General features: G+C 38.3%; 18 protein-coding genes, 1 tRNA gene and 1 other RNA gene. 13 read left to right on the top strand and 7 right to left on the bottom strand.

The genetic code is table 11. The features are described from left to right. Positions 1 to 45: 45 nt before the first annotated feature. Genes G9H65_RS05090 through G9H65_RS05080 form a run of 3 tightly spaced genes read left to right on the top strand, consistent with a single transcriptional unit; the run spans position 46 to position 3,359 of the window. Positions 46 to 1,914, top strand: a complete 1,869-nt coding sequence (locus tag G9H65_RS05090) for a beta-N-acetylhexosaminidase (RefSeq protein WP_235927467.1) — start codon at positions 46 to 48, stop codon at positions 1,912 to 1,914. A 4-nt stretch (positions 1,915 to 1,918) separates the two neighbouring features. Further along, positions 1,919 to 2,695: a carboxylesterase family protein gene (locus G9H65_RS05085; protein ID WP_166374247.1), complete on the top strand. Its 777-nt coding sequence runs from the start codon at positions 1,919 to 1,921 to the stop codon at positions 2,693 to 2,695. Positions 2,696 to 2,705: 10 nt separating this feature from the next. Continuing rightward, positions 2,706 to 3,359, top strand: coding sequence for a DNA/RNA non-specific endonuclease (locus G9H65_RS05080; RefSeq protein ID WP_166374246.1), 654 nt, complete (start codon positions 2,706 to 2,708; stop codon positions 3,357 to 3,359). Here G9H65_RS05080 and G9H65_RS05075 read toward each other — a convergent pair. Both G9H65_RS05075 and kduI read right to left on the bottom strand, forming a co-directional pair. Next, complete coding sequence (locus G9H65_RS05075; protein WP_235927466.1) at positions 3,356 to 5,251, bottom strand: glycoside hydrolase family 88 protein; 1,896 nt, start codon at positions 5,249 to 5,251, stop codon at positions 3,356 to 3,358. The genes G9H65_RS05080 and G9H65_RS05075 overlap by 4 nt on opposite strands. 2 nt (positions 5,252 to 5,253) lie before the next feature. Then, positions 5,254 to 6,084 carry a 5-dehydro-4-deoxy-D-glucuronate isomerase gene (kduI, locus tag G9H65_RS05070; protein WP_166374245.1) on the bottom strand — a complete coding sequence of 277 codons (831 nt, stop codon included), beginning with the start codon at positions 6,082 to 6,084 and terminating at the stop codon, positions 5,254 to 5,256. A 26-nt stretch (positions 6,085 to 6,110) separates the two neighbouring features. On the opposite strand from kduI, the gene G9H65_RS05065 reads away from it, so the two are divergent. From G9H65_RS05065 to G9H65_RS05025, 9 genes are all read left to right on the top strand, one after another. Beyond that, positions 6,111 to 7,022, top strand: coding sequence for a hypothetical protein (locus tag G9H65_RS05065; protein ID WP_166374244.1), 912 nt, complete (start codon positions 6,111 to 6,113; stop codon positions 7,020 to 7,022). Between the two features lie 50 nt (positions 7,023 to 7,072). Then, positions 7,073 to 7,879, top strand: coding sequence for a tRNA (adenosine(37)-N6)-dimethylallyltransferase (locus tag G9H65_RS05060; protein ID WP_166374243.1), 807 nt, complete (start codon positions 7,073 to 7,075; stop codon positions 7,877 to 7,879). Between the two features lie 21 nt (positions 7,880 to 7,900). Next, a tRNA-Ser gene (locus tag G9H65_RS05055) sits at positions 7,901 to 7,988 on the top strand. Positions 7,989 to 8,164: 176 nt separating this feature from the next. After that, positions 8,165 to 8,836, top strand: coding sequence for a 16S rRNA (cytidine(1402)-2'-O)-methyltransferase (gene rsmI, locus G9H65_RS05050; protein WP_166374242.1), 672 nt, complete (start codon positions 8,165 to 8,167; stop codon positions 8,834 to 8,836). Between the two features lie 6 nt (positions 8,837 to 8,842). Next, complete coding sequence (locus tag G9H65_RS05045; RefSeq protein ID WP_166374241.1) at positions 8,843 to 9,991, top strand: Lnb N-terminal periplasmic domain-containing protein; 1,149 nt, start codon at positions 8,843 to 8,845, stop codon at positions 9,989 to 9,991. Positions 9,992 to 9,996: 5 nt separating this feature from the next. Next, entirely contained in the window at positions 9,997 to 11,013 is a 1,017-nt protein-coding gene (locus tag G9H65_RS05040) for a threonine aldolase family protein (protein ID WP_166374240.1), read from the top strand. Positions 11,014 to 11,099: 86 nt separating this feature from the next. Continuing rightward, positions 11,100 to 11,414, top strand: coding sequence for an L-rhamnose mutarotase (gene rhaM / locus G9H65_RS05035; RefSeq protein WP_166374239.1), 315 nt, complete (start codon positions 11,100 to 11,102; stop codon positions 11,412 to 11,414). A gap of 10 nt (positions 11,415 to 11,424) precedes the next feature. Beyond that, positions 11,425 to 12,549 (top strand): glycoside hydrolase family 88/105 protein, encoded by a 1,125-nt coding sequence (locus G9H65_RS05030; protein WP_166374238.1) that lies wholly within the window; start codon positions 11,425 to 11,427, stop codon positions 12,547 to 12,549. Between the two features lie 54 nt (positions 12,550 to 12,603). After that, positions 12,604 to 13,155: a hypothetical protein gene (locus G9H65_RS05025; protein WP_166374237.1), complete on the top strand. Its 552-nt coding sequence runs from the start codon at positions 12,604 to 12,606 to the stop codon at positions 13,153 to 13,155. 72 nt (positions 13,156 to 13,227) lie between these two features. Here the strand turns inward: G9H65_RS05025 and G9H65_RS05020 are convergent, their stop codons facing one another. From G9H65_RS05020 to G9H65_RS05005, 4 genes are all read right to left on the bottom strand, one after another. Next, a complete protein-coding gene (locus G9H65_RS05020) occupies positions 13,228 to 14,181 on the bottom strand; it encodes a 3-keto-disaccharide hydrolase (RefSeq protein WP_166374236.1) in 954 nt (317 codons plus the stop codon). A gap of 230 nt (positions 14,182 to 14,411) precedes the next feature. Beyond that, on the bottom strand, positions 14,412 to 15,947 hold the full coding sequence (locus G9H65_RS05015) for a S10 family peptidase (RefSeq protein WP_166374235.1): 1,536 nt from the start codon (positions 15,945 to 15,947) through the stop codon (positions 14,412 to 14,414). Positions 15,948 to 16,304: 357 nt separating this feature from the next. Then, positions 16,305 to 16,676: a transfer-messenger RNA gene (gene ssrA / locus G9H65_RS05010) on the bottom strand. A 40-nt stretch (positions 16,677 to 16,716) separates the two neighbouring features. Beyond that, complete coding sequence (locus G9H65_RS05005) at positions 16,717 to 17,190, bottom strand: Lrp/AsnC family transcriptional regulator (RefSeq protein ID WP_166374234.1); 474 nt, start codon at positions 17,188 to 17,190, stop codon at positions 16,717 to 16,719. Between the two features lie 215 nt (positions 17,191 to 17,405). On the opposite strand from G9H65_RS05005, the gene ald reads away from it, so the two are divergent. Continuing rightward, complete coding sequence (ald, locus tag G9H65_RS05000) at positions 17,406 to 18,491, top strand: alanine dehydrogenase (RefSeq protein WP_166374233.1); 1,086 nt, start codon at positions 17,406 to 17,408, stop codon at positions 18,489 to 18,491. Here ald and G9H65_RS04995 read toward each other — a convergent pair whose 3' ends face one another. Further along, complete coding sequence (locus G9H65_RS04995; RefSeq protein WP_166374232.1) at positions 18,492 to 19,793, bottom strand: TolC family protein; 1,302 nt, start codon at positions 19,791 to 19,793, stop codon at positions 18,492 to 18,494. It lies immediately after the preceding gene. Position 19,794: the final 1 nt, after the last annotated feature.

Below are 19,794 nucleotides of genomic sequence, written 5' to 3'. Positions count from 1 at the left end.
TTCAAATTTGTTGCAATTGCAGTTTTCCTTCTGCAAGGTTTAAGCTTGTCAATTACGGCCCAACAAGCACCTTTAATTCCCATACCCGTAAAAGCGGAATATCCCCAAGGATTTTATAGTTTACCTAGTCGAGTTATTATAGCCGCACCTAAACAGGAGGCCTTATTAGTCGCAGTTAAAAATCTGACTAATCGTTTAGAAAATACAGCCATGCGCAAGGTTCAGATGCTTTGGGATGCGAATTCGCAGGCTGATTTGGCACAGATTCGTTTGGTATTAGCTAAACAGTCCATCCCTAATCTAGGAAATGAAGGCTATACTTTGCTTGTTAATGCCAAGGGGATAGTCATTACAGCTAATAAACCTGCTGGACTATTTTATGGTATTCAGAGTTTGTTACAATTAATGCCAAAAGAAATTGAGTCCAAGCAAACTGTCATTAAATCAGCTTGGAAAGTTCCTTTTGCTCAAATAACAGATTATCCCCGTTTTGCATGGAGAGGTTTAATGCTCGATGTGGCAAGACACTTTTTTAATAAAGATCAAGTGAAGCAGTTCATCGATGAGATGGTCGCTTACAAATACAACATCTTACACTTTCACTTAACCGACGATGAAGGTTGGAGAGTGGAAATTAAATCCTTCCCCAATTTGACAAAAAAGGGTGCTTGGAATGTACCTAAGGTAGGTCGTTTTACGGAATTTTCTAAGCCAGAAGCCAATGAACCGCGTACCCAAGGTGGTTTCTTTACGAAGGAAGATATCCAAGATATTGTCGCTTATGCCAAAGATCGTTTTGTCAATGTGATGCCGGAAATCGACGTGCCTGGACATTCCATGGCAGCTATTGCTTCTTATCCTGAACTTTCTTGTACTCCAGAAGCGGTTAATTATCAAGTGATTTCGGGTGAACCTTTCATCGATTGGTCACAAGGACATGCCGTAGCCTTGCAAGACAATACCTTATGTCCTGCCAATGAAAAAGTATATACTTTCTTAGATAAAGTGTTTACGGAAGTGGCTGAAATGTTTCCGTTTGAATACATACATATGGGAGGAGACGAATGCCCTAAAAATTATTGGGAAAAGAATCCTCAAATTTTAGCAATGATGCAAAAGGAGAATTTAAAAACGCCTCAAGAAGTTCAAGCATTTTTTACCCGTCGATTGGAAAAAATCATTACTTCCAAAGGTAAGAAAATGATGGGTTGGGATGAGATTTTAGAAGGAGGGGGATTGCCTAAAAATACGGCTGTGATGTCTTGGAGAGGTATTGCTGGTGGGGTTCAAGCAGCCAAAGATGGCCATGAAGTGGTGATGACTCCTAATAATCATGTGTATGTGGATTTGATGCAAGGTGATGCCGCTATCGAACCACCTGTATATGAAACAGTACGTTTGCGTGATTCTTATGCTTTCAATCCGGTTCCAGAAGGGGTAGATGCTAAATTGGTTAAGGGTGGTCAAGCCAATTTGTGGTCGGAGCAATTATTTACCTACCGTCATTTACAATACATGTTGTTTCCTCGTGCTTGGGCTGTATCCGAAGCTCTTTGGTCTCCACAAGAAAATAGAAATTGGGATAATTTTGTAGGTCGTGTAGAACACCATTTTGCTCGTTTTGATCAAGCAGAAAAGAAATATGCTCCAAGTATGTATGATGCCATTATCAAGGTTGGGAAAAATGAGCAAGGCCAAATGTGGGTAGAATTAAGCACTGAAGTCAATCCATTATCTATTCATTACAGTTTTGATTACTCGTATCCAGATAATTTTTATCCTGCTGCATCCGGCAAAGTAATCATTCCAAAGGATGCTTTGGTGATGCGGATGATTTCTTACCGAGGTAAAGAAAAAATTGGTCGTATGATGACTGTTTCTATTGAAGATTTGAAAAAACGTATAAAGAAATAAAACCATGAAGAAAATACTTTTCCTTTTATGTGGCTTATTCATTAGCCTTGGTGCATTTTCACAAGCAAAATTTGAAAAAAGAGAATTGGTTTTTGGTACAGACCAAACTTTGCCTTACCAGATTCTTTATCCTTCCAATATGGAAAAAGGAAAGAAATACCCCGTTATTTTGTTTTTGCATGGGGCTGGTGAACGTGGAAGCGATAATGAAAAACAGTTGACGCATGGAGCCAAATTGTTTTTGGATCCTAGTAATCAAGTTAAGTACCCTGCCATTGTAATTATGCCTCAATGTCCTGCTAATTCCTATTGGTCTACGGTTAAAATTGATCGTACAACGAAACCTACTACTTTTGTTTTCGAGTATCCGAAAGATCCGAATTGGCCTTTGGCAGCTGCTGTTAGTATTGTAAAGTCTTTAGTGAAAGAAAAAGTTGCTGATAAAAAGCGCTTATACATCATGGGATTGTCCATGGGTGGAATGGGTACATTTGAAGCTATTTCAAGAAATCCCAAATTGTTTGCCGCAGCGGCTCCTATCTGTGGTGGTGCTGATTTACATTTTGTAAAAAAATATGCTAAAAAATTGCCTTTATGGGTATTCCATGGTGACGCTGATGCCGTGGTGCCTGTCAGACATTCCAGAGAGGCCATAGCTGCTTTAAAGGAAGCTGGTGCTAATCCTACTTATACCGAATATCCTGGTGTCAATCATAATTCTTGGGATAATGTATTCAAAGAGCCCAACTTGTTTTCTTGGATGTTTTCGCACAAAAAATAATAGCTAAATTATGCTTTTAGGCATCTTATTATACCTCCAGGTCGCTTTATTACCTGGAGGTATTTTTAATGTATCAGGGGCATCTACGGCTTCTACTACCAACTATTTATTGGTAAAGAAGGGTTATGTGATGTCTTATGATGGACTACAAGGGAAGGCCAATTGGGTAGCATGGACTCTAAGTTCGTCAGATATTGGAGATGTACCAAGATCCAATCGATTTAGACAAGACGATGACTTGCCTAGGCAATTTAAGCGTATCGATGCTGATGATTATAAATATAGTGGATATGACCGTGGGCATTTGTGTAATTCAGAAGATCGCTCCTCAAGTACTTTTCTAAATGCGGAGACATTCCTCATGTCCAACATGATACCACAGACTCCTGAATTAAATCGAGGACCCTGGGAGCGGTTGGAAGCTTATTGTAGGAAATTGGCCAAAAGAGGTCAAAAATTGACTATTTATGCTGGTGGAATTGGTGTGGTTGACAAAATTGGAAACGAAGTGGTCATCCCCAAATATTGCTGGAAAGTAGTCATAAGTCCTGAAAAATCATGGTACCTTTTATTTCCCAATTCACATGATTTACATCCCAACTGGCAAACTTTTGCCGTTTCTAAATCTGCCTTAGAAAAAATGACAGGTTTGCGTTTTCCTTAAGGTTTTAAAGCCCATTCCATCAATTTTTTGGCAGCAGGAAAGTTCTCGTATTCCAAAGGAATGCGGCGGTTGTTGGTGTATTCGTTGTAAATCCAAGGATCACCTAAAGCGAATACCCGTCCTTTTCCGACTTGGGCCATGGCCATGACACTATAGCCGTTTAGATCTTCTAAGGATTTGGCAGGTCCAGCAAGTTTAATGGTTGAAATCTCTTTGATGTAGATTTTTTTCAAACCTTTGAATACGGGATTATTGGCTGATATATTCAATGTTCCTTGATGCCAATTTTTACCTTGTACCATATTTAAATTAGGTCCAACAAACTCCATACCAAACCTTTTAGCTAAAGTATTAAACTTAGGTATTTCGCAATTGGTGGTATCATTGGCTAATAAAATTAACGTTCCACCTGCTTTGACCCATTTTTCTATTTCATCCGCATCTTGGCTACGCATGTAGTTAGGTTTAGCTGTTTCTTTTTGACTATCTGGATCCACGATGATGTAAACTTGGGCGCCAGCTAAGTTTTTAAAAGTTGGTGCTTGTGCTAAACTGTCAATTTTAGCACCCAATTGTTCTGTTTGAACTCCCAATAACTGAAATCCTGAGTCTTTTCTATCTTCCCATGTATAGTGGAAACGCTCCATGTTTCCTTGTTTATTTTTACGGAACTCATGGTTGAAATAATAATCTAATACCACTTTTTTACCTTTTCCTATCTCCAATTCTTTGGCAATTTCTATTTCTAAAGAAGCCATAATAAATGGCCCGACACCTTTTAAATCATCTGTTTTTAAAGGTTCCGACATGTAATAAGCAAAACTGCCATCTCGGTAAGGAGTGCCGCCTAATCCACCTACACTCACTGTTTTCTCAAGATGTACATAACCCTGAGCATCTTTGGTGACGAATTTTTCGATGATGGAGGCATAAGCTTTTTGAGATGCTCCCAAGTAAGAAGAGGGAAGATAGCCCTTGCGAACACCTTTTGCAAAGGCGTATACGTACATATTGGCACAGGATGCTTCTAAATAATTCCCTTTTTGAGTACCTAAGGTAGGTAATTGGTACCAAAGTCCACTGGATTGATCTTGCACCTTAACAAGCGCTGCGCTCAATTCATTTAACTGCTTGATTAACATATTTCTTTTAGGATGCTGCTGAGGAAAATAGTCTAACACATCCACTAAGGCCATGGCATACCAGCCCATGGCTCTTCCCCAAAAATTAGGAGATAAACCAGTTTGTTTACTTGCCCAAGCCTGTTTACGCTCATGGTCATAAGCATGATACAAAAGCCCCGTTTTAGGGTCTTTGGCATTTTTATACATCAATTCAAATTGTAGAGCAATGTCATCCCAATTATTCTGATGAAAGACTTGGCTGTATTCTGCATAAAAAGGCTCTAGCATATACAAGCCGTCTAACCACATTTGATCTGGATAACGATCTTTATGCCAAAATCCGCCTTCTTTTGTTCTAGGTTGTTTGTTGATTTGTAAGCGTAATTGCTCCGCGGCTATTCGATATTTATCTTCGCCCGTTTCCTGATAAAGAGATAGTAATAGTCGTCCTGTGGTAATGTTATCTGAATTGTATTCGGATAATTTATAAGTACGAATCTCTCCCTTTTCATTGATGAAGCTGTTGATGTTCTTCTGAATGTATTGGAAGTAGCGTGCGTCACCTGTTCTTTGGTAAACATGTTCTAGCGCTTTTAGAAACAAGCCTTGTTCATAATCCCATGTGGCAGACTTCCCTATTTTAACTTGAATGGAATCTTGATGGGTATGCATCAAAGATTGAGCCATTTGTATAGAATAAGGGGTGTTTTGTGCCCATGCTGTAGCTAATAAACAATAGCAAAGTATACCTAAAAGCGCTTTTTTCATATTTAACGTAGTTCAGTAATTTCAGAAAAATCCATGTCAGTATAGTCTTTATTTTCACCCGCCATTCCCCAAATAAAGGAATAGTTTTGTGTTCCAGCACCGCTATGAATGGACCAAGGTGGAGAAATTACAGCTTGGTGATTTTGTACCCAGATATGTTTTGTTTCTTTGGTTTCTCCCATTAAATGTAAAACGGCTTGACCAGGTTTTACGTCAAAATACAAATAGGCTTCCATTCTGCGGTCATGCACGTGAGCTGGCATGGTATTCCAGATGGATCCAGGTTCCAATATGGTTAAGCCCATGACCAATTGGCAGGATTGTATACCATCGTGGTGGATGTATTTATAAATGGTTCTATGATTGGAGTTTTCCAGTGTACCGACATTCACTGTCACTACATTTTCGCGGTCTAATTTTTTATTCGGATAGCTTGCATGTGCTGGAGAAGAAAGTAAATAAAACTGTGCTGGTTCATCGGCGGAAATCGAACTAAAATGTACGTCTTGTGTCCCTTTTCCAAGATATACCGCACTTAATTTAGATATTTCAAAACTTTGTCCATCTGCCTTTACAATTCCTGGACCACCCACGTTGATAATCCCCAATTCTCTCCGCTCCAGAAAATAATTGGCCTTTAATTTTTCAGGGTTAGGTAGTTTAATTTCGCCTAATACCGGCATAACTCCACCGATAATCATGCGATCATAAATGGAATAGGTTAAGTGAATTTGATTAGCTTCAAATATAAGTTCAACCAAAAAATGGTCTCTTAATTCTTGATTAGTAAAGGTGGAAACTTCTTTTCTACTCGCCTCAAATCGATAGTTCATGTGATTAATTTTTAGTTTAGAAAGAGATGACAGGAGATATTCTACTCAAAATGCAGCTATCTTTGGACGCAATTTCAAACGGCATGACGGTATATCCTATTAATTTCTATGATGATGTGTCCTCTTTTTTCAAGGAAATCGAGTTAACGGTAGAAATTGCATTGGATAAGGCTCCCAACACCTTTTTTTTACCAGAATATTCCTTATTTGTTCAATGTTATTCCTTGTCAGATTTTGAACTAGCCAAGAAACAAGTAGATCCAGCGACTTGGCAAAGGGATTATTTAAATTTAGTGAGCGGGACGGTTGAATTCATCCGAATTTGGGAAGATATATGGTACAAGCATTCCGATTGGATTAAGTCCTATTTTCAATACCGAAAATTAGGTACTAAGTCCATTTTTGCTAGAGATTTACGTGTTATACCTATTGCTAAACAGCAAGCCAATACATTTTTAGATGCCGAACATCTTTTGGGAAAAGTACAAGCTAAATTTTTTTATGGTTTAGTGGTACCCAAACACCGTCAATTCCGAAATATTACCAGTGAATACTACATCGGAGATCAAAAATTGGTGGGCGTGGCTGCATTTGCCAAACCTATGCTCATGAAGGAAGTGGGATTTGAAGGTCAACTTTCTGGAGAGCTGATTCGCTTTTGTTCTATTTTGGGAACACGTATTGTTGGAGGTTTGAGCAAGGTGATTCAATATTATCACCAGGAAGAAAAGGTAGATAATATAATGACCTACATCGACTTGGAATGGAATAGGGGTCAAGGATATCAATCGATTGGATTTCAAGAAGTCCAATTGACTAAACCGATTTTATATACATTCAATGACCAAGGAGAACGAGTAATTTGCCCAACTTGGGAAGATGCCAAGGTTTGTACTATTGGAAATAAGAAACTCCGCATCTATTTTTCAGAAAATTGACGCAATTTTGTAAGCGCTTTGCCATTTGACCCCAAACTTGATCTAAGTACATGCAACTTCCACTTATTACCATTCTTGGACCTACTGCTAGTGGGAAGACAGCTTTGGCAGTTGAATTGGCTAGAAGAATAGGAGGGGAGATTATTTCTGCTGATTCTAGGCAATTATATCGACGGTTGGATATTGGAACGGGCAAAGATTTATTGGAATACGGATCACATGAAAATGCAGTTCCTTATCATCTAATCGACATTTTGGAAGTGGGCGATACGTATTCGGTGGCACATTTTCAGAAGGATGTTTTTGATGCACTGAAAGAAATTGATGCTCATAAAAAATATCCCATACTATGTGGAGGTACAGGATTTTACATGGATGCCGTATTGTCCAGTTATCAATTTTCCAGTTTACCTCCTTTTTTAGATTCACCCTTAGAATTGGATCGTTCAAGCATCGTTTTTGGATTACAGCCTACATGGGAAAGAAGAAGAGAAAATTGCTCGAAACGACTCTTTCAGCGATTGGATGAAGGGATGATCGACGAAGTAGAAAATCTATTAAAAGAAGGTGTCAAGCCAGCAGATTTGCGTTGGTTAGGGCTGGAATACAAATGGTTAACGGATTTTGTGGAAGGGAAAATTAGTCGTGATGAATTAGAAAAAGGCCTTGAAGTAGCTATTCATCAATTTGCCAAAAGGCAGATGACATTTTTCCGTAAAATGGAACGTTCAGGGATTGATATACAGTGGATTCCTGAGAATTTAAAGCGGTCAGAAGCAGTCGATTGGATGATTTCTCAATTAATTTTTAAGGATTTTTTAACAAAGGACTTGCTTAAAATCGAAAAAAGGCCTTAATTTGCATTCTCATTTTGAGACAGAGGGTTGTCAGAGTGGTCGATCGAGGCAGTCTTGAAAACTGTTGGCTGTTACAGGCCCGGGGGTTCGAATCCCTCACCCTCTACCAGAAGCGCAAAGAAATTTGCGCTTTTTTTGTTTTAAAACCATCATATTCATGGTGAAGCATTTCATTTCGTCACTTCATAAAATCGATCTATTTTTTGAATCTTATGCGAAGTTAAATTATGCTTCATAATTGACCTTCCTCCCAAGAAATTCATATTTATGTAGTATTTTCATGGCATGAAATTATACATTGTTCCTACACCTATTGGAAACCTAGAAGATATCACTTTACGAGCCATTCGGATTTTAGGAGAAGTGGATGGTATTTTGGCAGAAGATACACGTAATACGGGTCAATTATTGAAACATTTAAACATCAATAAACCCTTATTTGCTCACCATGCCCATAATGAACATGCTGGTGTGGCTGGAGTAATCAAAATGATATTGGCTGGAAAATCGATGGCCTTGGTTTCTGATGCAGGTACTCCAGGAATTTCAGATCCTGGTTTTCTATTGGTTAAAGCTTGTGTAGAACAAGGAATAGAGGTGGAGACTTTACCTGGGCCAACGGCCTTTGTACCCGCTTTAGTAAACTCGGGATTCCCTTGTGATCGATTTATTTTTGAAGGATTTTTGCCCCATAAAAAAGGCCGACAGACTCGTTGGAAGTTCATAGCAGAAGAAGATAAAACGGTAGTATTATATGAATCACCTCATCGCATTGTAAAAACGATGGAACAAGCCGTGGAGTTTTTAGGGGAATCAAGACAAGTGATGCTTGCTAGAGAATTATCCAAAATGCATGAGCAAATGATCAGAGGAACAACAGCGGAGGTATTGCTATATTTAAATCAACATCCTGATAAAGTAAGAGGCGAAATGGTTTTAATTATTGCTGGTAAATAAGCTTTTATGAAGTATTTATATGTCTTGTTTCTGAGTATTCTGATGAGCTCAGCTTTGGCTCAAAAAAGTCTAAGTACACAATCTCGGGTATCCTTAGTGACTATTGCACCTGGAACAGAATTGTATTCCTATTTTGGTCATACCTTGATTCGGGTATATGATCCAGCCACGGGTTTAGACCGAGCTTATAGTTATGGTACTTTCGATTTTCAAACGGAAAATTTTTATTGGAAATTTTTGAAAGGAACTTTACCCTATTCTTTGTCCTACAATAATATGTCCGACGTATTGAATTATTATTCACAATATGAAAACAGGACACTTAGGGAACAAGTGTTGGCTTTGAATGATGCTCAACGGAATCAAATTTTTCAAGCATTAGAAAAGAATTACTTGCCTGAAAACCGCTATTATCAATATAAGTTTTTCTACGATAACTGTGCTACGCGCATACGTGACATCTTTGAGCAGGCTGCCCCTAGAGCATATCCTTGGGATAAAATGACTCGTTTGGAAGGCTTATCTTACCGTGATTGGATGAACCGTTACTTGCCTGCTACCGCTTGGGTCACCTTTGGTATGAACATGGCTTTAGGTTTACCTTCTGATGTTACCACCGATGCTTCGCAATCTTGTTATTTGCCAGATAATTTGGAAATAGCCACGGCACAAGCTGGCCTGAATAATCAGAAATTGGTAGAAGCATCCCTGACCTTGTTTGAAGCTCAACCGATTGTAGAGGAGGGATTTGATCCTTTTGGCCCGCTACCCGTATTGTTGACATTATCATTGGTTTTGTTCGTTTTATCCTCTCGCTTTTCTCATAAAAAAGGCTTGCTTTATGGCTTAGATATAGCTCTTTTTCTGATATATGGATTATTTGGGATCTTGATTTTCTTTTTAGCCACCGCTACTGACCATGAAGTCATGTCATATAATGTGAGTTGTTTGATTTTATGGCCTATGCATTTTCCTTTAGTCTTTTGGTTTGCGAAAAACCCATCTGGAGGATTTTGGCTCAAATATGTAAGACTTGCCTTTATTGTTGGATTAATAGCTAGCATTATTTCAGGTTATCTCTTTTATGGCTTATTCATCATCGCCTTGCCAATATTGATTCGTTTGTTCTTTTTGTCTCGTTTTTATTCCAAATAGTCTCCATGAAAATCATTGAATTAAGAAGTGATACGTTTACATTACCTACCCCAGGAATGCGAGATGCCATGTTCTCTGCTCCATTGGGGGATGATGTATTTGGAGAAGATCCTAGTGTTTTGGCATTGGAAAATAAATTGGCCACGATGTTTCATAAAGAAGCGGCATTATTTTGTCCATCAGGAACGATGAGTAATCAAATGGCTATTTCGGCTACTGTTTCTAAAGGACAAGAAGTGATTTGTGATGAGCTATCTCATATATATTTGTACGAGGGCGGAGGAATCATGGCCAATGCGGGTGCATCAGTGAAATTATTGAAAGGGGATTTAGGTCGATTAACTAAATCTCAAATAGAAGCAGCCATTTCACCAGACGACATTCATGCCTGTGAAAGTGCCATGGTGAGTTTAGAAAACACGGTAAACAAAGGAGGAGGAAGTGTTTATACCAGTGAAAATCTAGAGGAAATTTCAAGTTTTTGTCGAGCTAAAGCTATCCCACTTCATTTAGACGGAGCACGAATATTTAATGCGATGGCCGTTACGGGTCAAAGTCCCGCTCAATTTGGAACTTGGTTTGATTCCATTTCGATTTGTTTGTCCAAAGGATTAGGAGCCCCTGTCGGATCTGTATTGGTAGGGAATGCGGCCTTTATTAAAAAAGCAAAAAGGGTTAGAAAGCGATTAGGAGGAGGTTGGCGACAAGCGGGAATGCTCGCTGCTGCAGGGATTTATGCCTTAGACCATCAAGTGGAAAGACTTCAAGAAGACCACCAAAGGGCAAGAACTATTGCAGAAATTTGTTCCACTTTGGATTGGGTAGTCATGACTTTACCTGTTGTTACCAATATCGTGATTGTCAAGATTCAAGATGGGTTAAATTCCACCAATAAAGTGGCTGAATTAGCTCAAAAAGGTATTAAATGTTCCCCTTTTGGTGTGGATTACATTCGATTTGTTACTCACCTAGGCTTTGATGATGATGATTTAAATCGTTTTGAAAAAGCCATCAAAGCTTAGTTCAATTCTTTTCTTTGGCAGAATCCTTTTGATTGAGTAGAATTGTTGATTCATTGACTTATTTCAACAATTAGATTCGCTAAAATATGCAAAGAAAAGCCCTTAAAATGTTTCTTCTTCCTGGGAAAGAGGCTGAATACAAAAAACGTCACGATGAAATTTGGCCAGAGTTGGTTGAATTATTGAAATCGGTCGGTATCCAAAATTATTCCATATTTCTTGATACTGAAACTTTAGTGCTTTTTGCCTATTTAGAGGCTGAAGATCTAAGCCAATTAGATCATTTGCCCAAATTGCCAATTATGCAAAAATGGTGGGCCTACATGGCCGATATCATGGAAAGCAATCCAGATCATTCACCAAAATCTGTGGAAATTCCTTCTGTATTTTACTTAGCTTAATCCTTTTCTAATGAGAATTAGATACTCCTTGCCTAGTTTACTTATCCTACTTTTTGTGGCTTTTTCTGTTTGGGCTAAACCCAATAAAAAGCTGATTTTATCTCAAATGCATCTGGCAAACAGCTACTTTAAACAAAAGTGGCCTCAAGTAGGACAGGTGATAGTAAGTCCTGATCGAACGCGTCCATCCAATATTTGGACAAGGGCCGTTTATTATGAAGGACTGATGGAATTGTATAAACTAGACCCCCAAGAGGCAGATTTGACTTATATGACAGATTGGGGAACATTTCATCAATGGGGTTTACGAGATGGTTTGAAAACACGAAATGCGGATAACCAAGCATGTGGACAAGTCTATTTAGATTTATTTGATATACAGGGTGATTCTGCGAGGATAAAACCCATTAAAGCTAATATTGATTACATGTTAGCCAGTGAAAAAGCGGATGATTGGTCTTGGATCGATTGTTTGCAAATGAGTATGCCTGTTTTTGCCAGATTAGGTACTCGTTTTCATGATAACCGTTATTATGATAAAATGTATGATTTATATGCCTTTACTAAATACAAACACGGCGGAAATGGCTTATATAATACTCAGGAGCATTTATGGTGGCGAGATAAGGATTTCGTTCCTCCTTATAAAGAGCCCAATGGGGAAAACTGCTTTTGGTCACGAGGTAATGCCTGGGTTTATGCGGCTCTCATTAGAACATTAGAAGTGATGCCTGCCAATGCACCCCATCGTGCGGAATACATACAAGATTTTAAAGATATGTCGGAAGCCTTGATTCCTTTACAAAGGAAAGATGGGTTTTGGAATGTGAGTTTAAAAGATGAAAGTAATTTTGGCGGTCCTGAATTAACGGGCACGGCATTATTTGTTTATGGCATGAAATGGGCTTTGAGGAATGGGATATTAAAGGATAAAAAATACCAGAAAGCAGCCAATAGGGCTTGGGAAGCGATGAGCCATTGTGTTCATCCCAATGGATTTTTAGGCTTTGTTCAAGGTACCGGTAAAGAACCGAAAGATTCACAACCCGTGACATTTACTTCGGTACCTAATTTCGAAGATTTTGGATTGGGTTGTTTCCTTTTGGCAGGCTCAGAAATGTTAAAATCAAATTAATTCTATGTTTTCTAATTTTTTTCATACATTTAGCCCACACTAAATGTTAAAACCATGAAAAGAACGATCATTGGAGCTGTAGTAGGTGGCTTAATTATTTTCTTTTGGCAAGCTGCTTCCCACGTGGCATTCAACTTGCATGAGCCTTCCCAAATGTACACTGCTAGTCAGGATAGTGTATTGAACGTACTGGCAAAACATCTCAAAAAGGAGGGAGGCTATATTTTACCTCGCATGGAAAATGAGCAAGACATGGCCAAAGCAGATGAGTTTACTAAATCTGTCACTGGAAAGCCATGGGCTAGAATACAATATTATTCCAACTATAATATTTCCATGCAGGATAATATGATTCGAGGATTAATCGTGGATATATTCTTGGTATTCTTAGTCATTTATCTGATCAGGCAATTAAAAACGCCTACCATGAAGACTATTTTAGGTATGTGTTTGGTGATAGGCGTATTGGTATTTACTAATTCACCTTATACCCAACATATTTGGTACCCTGTGTTTGATTTGAGGGCAGAACTCATTGATTTAATCGTTTCTTGGGGCTTATGTGGCCTGTGGTTAGGTTGGTACTTGCCGAGAAGAGTTGAATGATGAATGTGAAATGTAGAATGTAGAATGTAGAATGTAGAATAGTCAATTAATTCTACATTCTACATTCTACATTTATTTCGCTGGGGTGATTACCAAATTTCTGTATTCTACTGGGCCATGATCACCTTGAATCATAATGGGACCAGCTTCTCCCTCGTTGCTATCTAAAGCACCTCCCGTAATTCCTGGAATTTCTGCTTTATAAATAACTGTTTTGCCATTTAAAGTAACCGTGATATTACGGCCAACTAATTCAATATCATAAGTCTGCCATTCGCCAGCTTCTTTAGCCACATTTTCCAACGGAGCTATAAATCCATAAACGGCACCTAACTGATCTTTGGCTGGTTCTAAACCCTTGCTGTCGGCCACTTGGATTTCATATCGACCGCGTAAATACAATCCACTATTGCTTTCTTTAGGTACACGGAATTCTGCGTGTAATTTGAAATCTTGGAAGGTTTGAACGGTACGAATATTCGCCCCAGTTCTAGGACTTTTCATGATCCCATTCACAGCTACCCATTGGTTATCGGGTCCTAAAGTCTGCCAGCCATCCATGTTTTTACCGTTGAAAAGACTAATTTGTGTTCCCCAAACAGGTGTATTTTCTCTCCATAATTTAGGAGCTCTTACACCTAGAATACGGAATTTCTCTCCTAATGGGGTCGTTAATGTGCCCATTAATTTATCATCTTTTAATTCGGCTTCTAGCATTAAATCTTTTTCGGAATTTTCCCATTGGGGAGGAATGCTAAAAGAAATGATATTGTTAGCAAAATTTACTTTGGAAATAGGGCGAGAACTACCGCCATCGCCTACAAAATGACCAGTCAATGTTTTTAAACCAGAATGCGTCACTTCTAGCCAGGCCGGAGTGGTCACATTTCTTTTTGTAATGGTGATGTCCCACCTTCCTTCTATCACAGAATGCCCAGCTGGAACCTGAGCCAAGGTACTAAAGGATAAAGAGACAATGGAGAGCAGGAATGAGGTCTTAATGAATGAAATGAATCTTTGTTTCATAGTAAAGTTGAGTATTGTTTGAACAATGAATTTACGATTTTTTCATTGTTATCATTCTGAATTCATTAAAATATGCTTCTACATCGGGTCTATCCTGATAGAAAGAAGGTTACTAGTAAAATGAAAGTATGAAATCAGTCGAATGTAACATGATTAAATAGTTACTACTAGTCCCATATTTGGCACTCAGCATGCAATCAATCGCTAAGTTCTAAGTTAAGTTAGATTGTTTAAAATTTTGCAGGTGTACCATGTTTGGGAATACTCTTTTTAATAAATGTTCTCAAATGATCATTACTTGTTTTTAAATCTTCTTTTCGTAAATACATCATGTGTCCACTCCTGTATCCTTCCCAGAACATTCGATCTTGAATTTTTCCAGCGGGATCCATTTGCCACATATTGTATTTCGCGTTGAAATAATCACATGCACCGTCATAATACCCTGATTGTACCAACACATGCAAATATGGATTTTGCATCATCGCTTGACGTAAATCGTCACCTGTATGGTTATTCGTTCTATCCCAAGGGAATGTAGGTCCAAAAATATAATAGGGTAAATCTGTTTTGTAACCTAATTCATCTCGTAAATACATGTTTATAGCCGGTGTAAATGAGTGCTCCCAACTAGTTAGCTCCGAATTATAATCTGGTTTGTCCCCAGCATCTTTTTTATCTATACCAATATACCTTGAATCTAATCGTCCAACCGTTTTACCTTGGTTCCTTAATAATTCTTTCCAGAAAAAGTCTAATGGAATTTCCAAATTCTGGTTCATGACAGCTATTTCACTTAGTCCAGTATAACGAGCTAATTTTTTTACCATCAAGGCGCGTTTCTCTTTATTTAATGCGCCACCTTGGGCAATAGCTGGTAATAATTCACTCAGAGTAAATTCCTCTACTTCTGGTAAGTATGCTGTTAAATCTTTTGATTGTAAGTCTACAGGTAATTTTTTATGATACCAAGCAGTTGCTGCCATATAAGGCACACGCATGGCAGCACTCATATTTCCACCACGTTCAATGCCCAAATCGGTAGGAGAAACCAAGATGACACCATTTAAATACATCCAATGTTTATTTTGTAATTCTAAAGACAAGCCTGCCACCCTAGCTGTACCATAACTTTCACCTATCAAGAACTTAGGTGAAGCCCATCTTTTTTGACGCGCCACAAATGCATTGATCCATTCAGCTAAATATTTTATATCGGCATTGACTCCGAAGAATTTTGAAGTTGGGACTGATTTATCTAGAATACGTGAAAATCCGGTATTCACAGGATCGATGTACACAATATCTGCTACATCTAGGATAGATTGGGGGTTTTCATCAAATCCATAAGGTTGTATCGGATATCCCTCATCGTCAATTTTCAATTTCCGTGGGCCAGTATAACCTAAATGCATCCAAACACTGGCAGTTCCTGGACCTCCGTTAAAAGAAATGACTAAGGGACGTTCTGTTTTATTGCTAACATCTGTACGCTCATAATACACATAAAATAATCCAGCAATGGCTTTTCCCTGATCATCCCAAACAGGCATAGTTCCTGTTATCACTTTATAACTTACTTTTTGTCCTTTGATATTGATTTCTCCTTTATTTTCAGTTTTAGCCTCTAAAGACAGCTCTCTTTTAAAATTAGGATGCATATCTACCTTCAAAGCGGCTTTGGCAACCGTATCTTCCAAGGACTTTTGTGCTAAAGTGAATAAGCTAATAAACAGTAGCAAATAGGTGTAGAGAAGTTTTTGCATGTGGGTATTATTTTATTTGTATAAAATTCACTTTCCTAAATATACAGGTAATTGAAAATCATCCTTAGTCCTATGATTATTTTTTTATCCATGCATGAAGTCTTTTCATGGGAATATGTCTGCCAAGATAATAATGGATGAAAATGAAATGATGTTATCCCAATTGTTATGTCAAAAAAATAAATTTTGACTGATTTAATAGAATAAAAAAGTCAAAAGGACTTCAGAAACAATCTCTTGCATATATTTTTAAATATTTCAGAAGTGAAGGATTTATGGAGAAATTGGTGCGTTAAAAACAAAACTAGGCCCGAATATTGACCGGGCCTAGTTTGATTTTTGTGCCTTGATGGCAAATGGTGGAGTCGGAGGGATTCGAACCCTCGTCCAAACCTAGCGAACAATAGCTTTCTACACGTTTAGAGGTGATTCATTTTCGTTCAAAAGCGGGTTCACATCAGACCCAAACTTTCAACTTATCCTCTGGATACTAACAAGCCCGTAGAGAAATTCGAACTTATCGACTCTGCATGTCGACGCTCAGATGCCCTCCTCGGCAGAGTTTAGAGAAGGCTGAACGATGGCAAATTGATTAATCTCTAAGATTAAGCAGCCATGGCATACTGTGTATTGCCAGTTATAATTCGAAGGTTTTTTTAACAGGAAATGCCTACAACTCCCGACGTGCTTACCACCGACCGACATAAGCTGTCAAAACCGGTCGACCCCATTATTGGAATACAAAGGTACAACATTATACAAGCCATTGTCAAGCAATGGGTAATTCTGTACTTTGTTTTATTTCATCCATCACAAATAAACTGTTGATGTGGGCTACTGTAGGTAGTACGGCCAACTTCTCTTGGTAGAATCGGTTGTAACTTTCTACATCCGCACTGACAACCATTAAGTAATAATCAAAGTTCCCTGAGACCAAATGGCAGGATAAAACCTCAGGAAAAGCTTGGACGGCTTGCTCAAATTCTTTGAAATTTTTTCGATTTTGTTTTTCAAGGGTTACCTGACAATGCACCAAAAGACCTAAGTCTAACATTTTTCGATTCAACAGCCCCACATAGGACATGATATATCCATCTTTTTCCATTTTTCTGATTCGATCATGCGTCGGAGATAAGGATAGATTGACTTGAGAAGCTATTTCTTTGAGTTTCTTTTGCCCATTTCCTTGGATAATTTTTAGAATCTTTAAATCAAGTGCGTCTAAATTAAGTTTGGAAGCCATAATTTTTTCGGATTTGTATTAACAGAAAGTTAATTTATAGAATATTTTTCTACAAAATGTATTTTAACAGAAATAATTCCTTATTTATTAGTGATATGCATAAATATTTTTTGTCTTATTTATATTTGCAGTGTATTATACTTCATCAAAGGTAACGGCCAGCGAAATTTTTCGTTGGCCGTTCTTTTTTTTCAACAAGCTAAACATCTACTATCATGATTATTGGCGTCCCTAAGGAAATTAAAAAACAAGAGTTCCGAGTAGGTTTAACACCTGCAGGAGTTCAATCGTTGGTGGCTCAAGGTCATCAAGTGTATGTACAAAGTCAGGCAGGTGTAGGTTCTGGTTTTTCGGATGAGTTGTATATGCAAACTGGAGCTGTCATTCTTCCTGATGCAGCTTCTATTTATTCAACCTCTCAGATGATCGTAAAGGTGAAAGAACCCTTAGCACAAGAATTTCCTTTGATTCAAGCAGGTCAAATTTTATTTACTTATTTTCATTTTGCAGCTTCAAAGGAACTGACCCAAGCGATGATAACCAGTAAAGCAATTTGTATAGCTTATGAAACAGTGGAATTGCCTGATCGGAGTCTTCCTTTATTAACTCCGATGTCGGAAGTAGCCGGTAGAATGTCCATCCAAGTGGGTGCTTATTTTTTAGCTAAGGCACAAGGCGGAAAAGGAAAGATGTTAGGAGGAGTACCCGGCGTTAAGCCAGCAAATGTGGTCATTTTAGGAGGAGGAGTAGTAGGAACGCAGGCTGCCAAAATGGCCGCAGGTCTTGGAGCTAATGTCACCATCTTTGATACAAATCTAGCTAGATTGCGCTATTTGGAAGATATATTGCCTGCCAATGTGTCCACTCAATATTCTACTTCCTTGTCCATTCAGGAATGTTTGCCTCAGGCCGACCTAATAGTTGGTGCCGTGCTTTTACATGGAGCCAAGGCTCCACATCTAATCAAAAGAGAAGATTTAAAACGAATGAGCCCAGGAACAGTGTTAGTTGATGTAGCCGTAGATCAGGGGGGATGTATTGAAACGTGTAGGCCAACGACCCATGAAAATCCTGTGTTTGAAATCGATGGAATAGTACACTATTGTGTAGCCAATATGCCTGGAGCTGTACCTCAAACATCTACTTTGGCCTTGACTCAAGCGACATTACCTTATGTACAACAGATTGCCAAAGAAGGTTGGAATTTAGCTTGTACCAATAACCCAGCACTAGCTAATGGTTTGACGATTTATGAGGGTAAATTGCAAAATCCTACTTTGGCGATCTTGTTTGATTTATAATTACCAAATTTTTATTCCCTGTATTCTATATAATTCCAATTGTTGTAGGTTCACTTGATAATCAAACTGAGCTTGCATCAATTGGGATTCTTCTAAGATGGATTCTGCTTGATCTAATTCAATTCGGCGAATCAATCCTTGCTTAAATCGTGTATTCGCTAATTCTAACGCATATTGTGCTTGCGCAACTACTTCCTTCTGCGTTGCAGCTTTCCTTACATAGTTTTGTTGATTCAATTGTGCTTGCCTCCATTCTGTTCCTAATTTTTCTTGTGCATCTTCCAATTGAAAAGCAACACGCTCTTTTTGAATGGTGGCTAATTCGGTTTGATAACTCGCTCTTTTTCCTGCATATATCGGAATACTGAGCTTTAGTCCTAAGACGCTATTTACTTTAAAATCATCTCCAAAGGAGGGCGTTTCTCCATTAATTCTTGGAACATAACCGTTTTTTAATCCTAATGTTGCCAATCCAGCCAAAGTAGGGGTATTTTCAGACTTGGCTAATTCAATACTCTTATTAATGATTTCTTCTTGTGCTTTAATCTGCGAGATCTCGGGATTAGAAAATGATTCAATCGGTTTTGCCATTTGAGCTTGCCATATTTGTGGATTTTCTACTAAATAAACCTCGGCATTTGCCCCCAATAAAGTACTTAAATAGTCCAACATACGAGCTACTTGATTTTCCGATTCCAAGATTTTACTCTCTTGATTCGCTATTTTAACTTGTTGGCTGATTTTATCATACTCGATAGCCTCACCTAGTGCTATTTGTTGTTGAATTACTTGGAAATTATTTTCTAAACGTTTCAAATGTGATTTTTGAACCAGAATCGCTTTTTTATTGAAGATAATTTGTTGGTAAAGATTGGCGATTTGAAAACCCATTTGGAACTCCTGTTGCTCAACCTGAGCTTGACTTAATTGAGTTTCTAATCGTGTTTTCTCTATCGCCATCGCATTTCTGCCCCAATCATACAGTACGTGATTGGCTACAAATTGCGAATTGTAATTCATGTTGGGTTGAAATTGTAAAGTAGAATTTCCTCCTCCAAAGTTAAAACTAGCTTTTGCAACTGGATCAATTCGAGTGATTCCAATTTCGGCGCCAATGATTGGTTTTGCGTAGGATTCTTGAATTTGTGTTTTTACTTGACCCATTTTAATCAGGTTTCTTTGTCCTTTTAAAGCAGGCGAATGCTGTAAAATGCCTTGGATTAATTCAGGAAGACCTTTGGTTTGGGCTAGCATGGTGCTGCTCAACAACGAATAGGATAGGAGTAGGATGTATTTTTTCATA

The organism is Aquirufa ecclesiirivi, from assembly GCF_011250515.1.
Taxonomy (GTDB): Bacteria; Bacteroidota; Bacteroidia; order Cytophagales; family Spirosomataceae; genus Aquirufa; species Aquirufa ecclesiirivi.
The sequence above is the reverse complement of the archived record's forward strand: the minus strand, read 5'-3'. Positions and strand labels throughout refer to the sequence as shown.

Coding starts and splice junctions, on each gene's coding strand:
- kduI (WP_166374245.1), bottom strand. CDS start 6,084: ATGAACTATCGATTTGAGGCGAGTAGAAAAGAAGTTTCCACCTTTACT.
- G9H65_RS05030 (WP_166374238.1), top strand. CDS start 11,425: ATGAGAATTAGATACTCCTTGCCTAGTTTACTTATCCTACTTTTTGTG.
- G9H65_RS05065 (WP_166374244.1), top strand. CDS start 6,111: ATGACAGGAGATATTCTACTCAAAATGCAGCTATCTTTGGACGCAATT.
- G9H65_RS05085 (WP_166374247.1), top strand. CDS start 1,919: ATGAAGAAAATACTTTTCCTTTTATGTGGCTTATTCATTAGCCTTGGT.
- G9H65_RS05025 (WP_166374237.1), top strand. CDS start 12,604: ATGAAAAGAACGATCATTGGAGCTGTAGTAGGTGGCTTAATTATTTTC.
- G9H65_RS04995 (WP_166374232.1), bottom strand. CDS start 19,793: ATGAAAAAATACATCCTACTCCTATCCTATTCGTTGTTGAGCAGCACC.
- rhaM (WP_166374239.1), top strand. CDS start 11,100: ATGCAAAGAAAAGCCCTTAAAATGTTTCTTCTTCCTGGGAAAGAGGCT.
- G9H65_RS05075 (WP_235927466.1), bottom strand. CDS start 5,251: ATGAAAAAAGCGCTTTTAGGTATACTTTGCTATTGTTTATTAGCTACA.
- G9H65_RS05060 (WP_166374243.1), top strand. CDS start 7,073: ATGCAACTTCCACTTATTACCATTCTTGGACCTACTGCTAGTGGGAAG.
- G9H65_RS05020 (WP_166374236.1), bottom strand. CDS start 14,181: ATGAAACAAAGATTCATTTCATTCATTAAGACCTCATTCCTGCTCTCC.
- G9H65_RS05080 (WP_166374246.1), top strand. CDS start 2,706: ATGCTTTTAGGCATCTTATTATACCTCCAGGTCGCTTTATTACCTGGA.
- G9H65_RS05005 (WP_166374234.1), bottom strand. CDS start 17,190: ATGGCTTCCAAACTTAATTTAGACGCACTTGATTTAAAGATTCTAAAA.
- rsmI (WP_166374242.1), top strand. CDS start 8,165: ATGAAATTATACATTGTTCCTACACCTATTGGAAACCTAGAAGATATC.
- G9H65_RS05045 (WP_166374241.1), top strand. CDS start 8,843: ATGAAGTATTTATATGTCTTGTTTCTGAGTATTCTGATGAGCTCAGCT.
- ald (WP_166374233.1), top strand. CDS start 17,406: ATGATTATTGGCGTCCCTAAGGAAATTAAAAAACAAGAGTTCCGAGTA.
- G9H65_RS05040 (WP_166374240.1), top strand. CDS start 9,997: ATGAAAATCATTGAATTAAGAAGTGATACGTTTACATTACCTACCCCA.
- G9H65_RS05015 (WP_166374235.1), bottom strand. CDS start 15,947: ATGCAAAAACTTCTCTACACCTATTTGCTACTGTTTATTAGCTTATTC.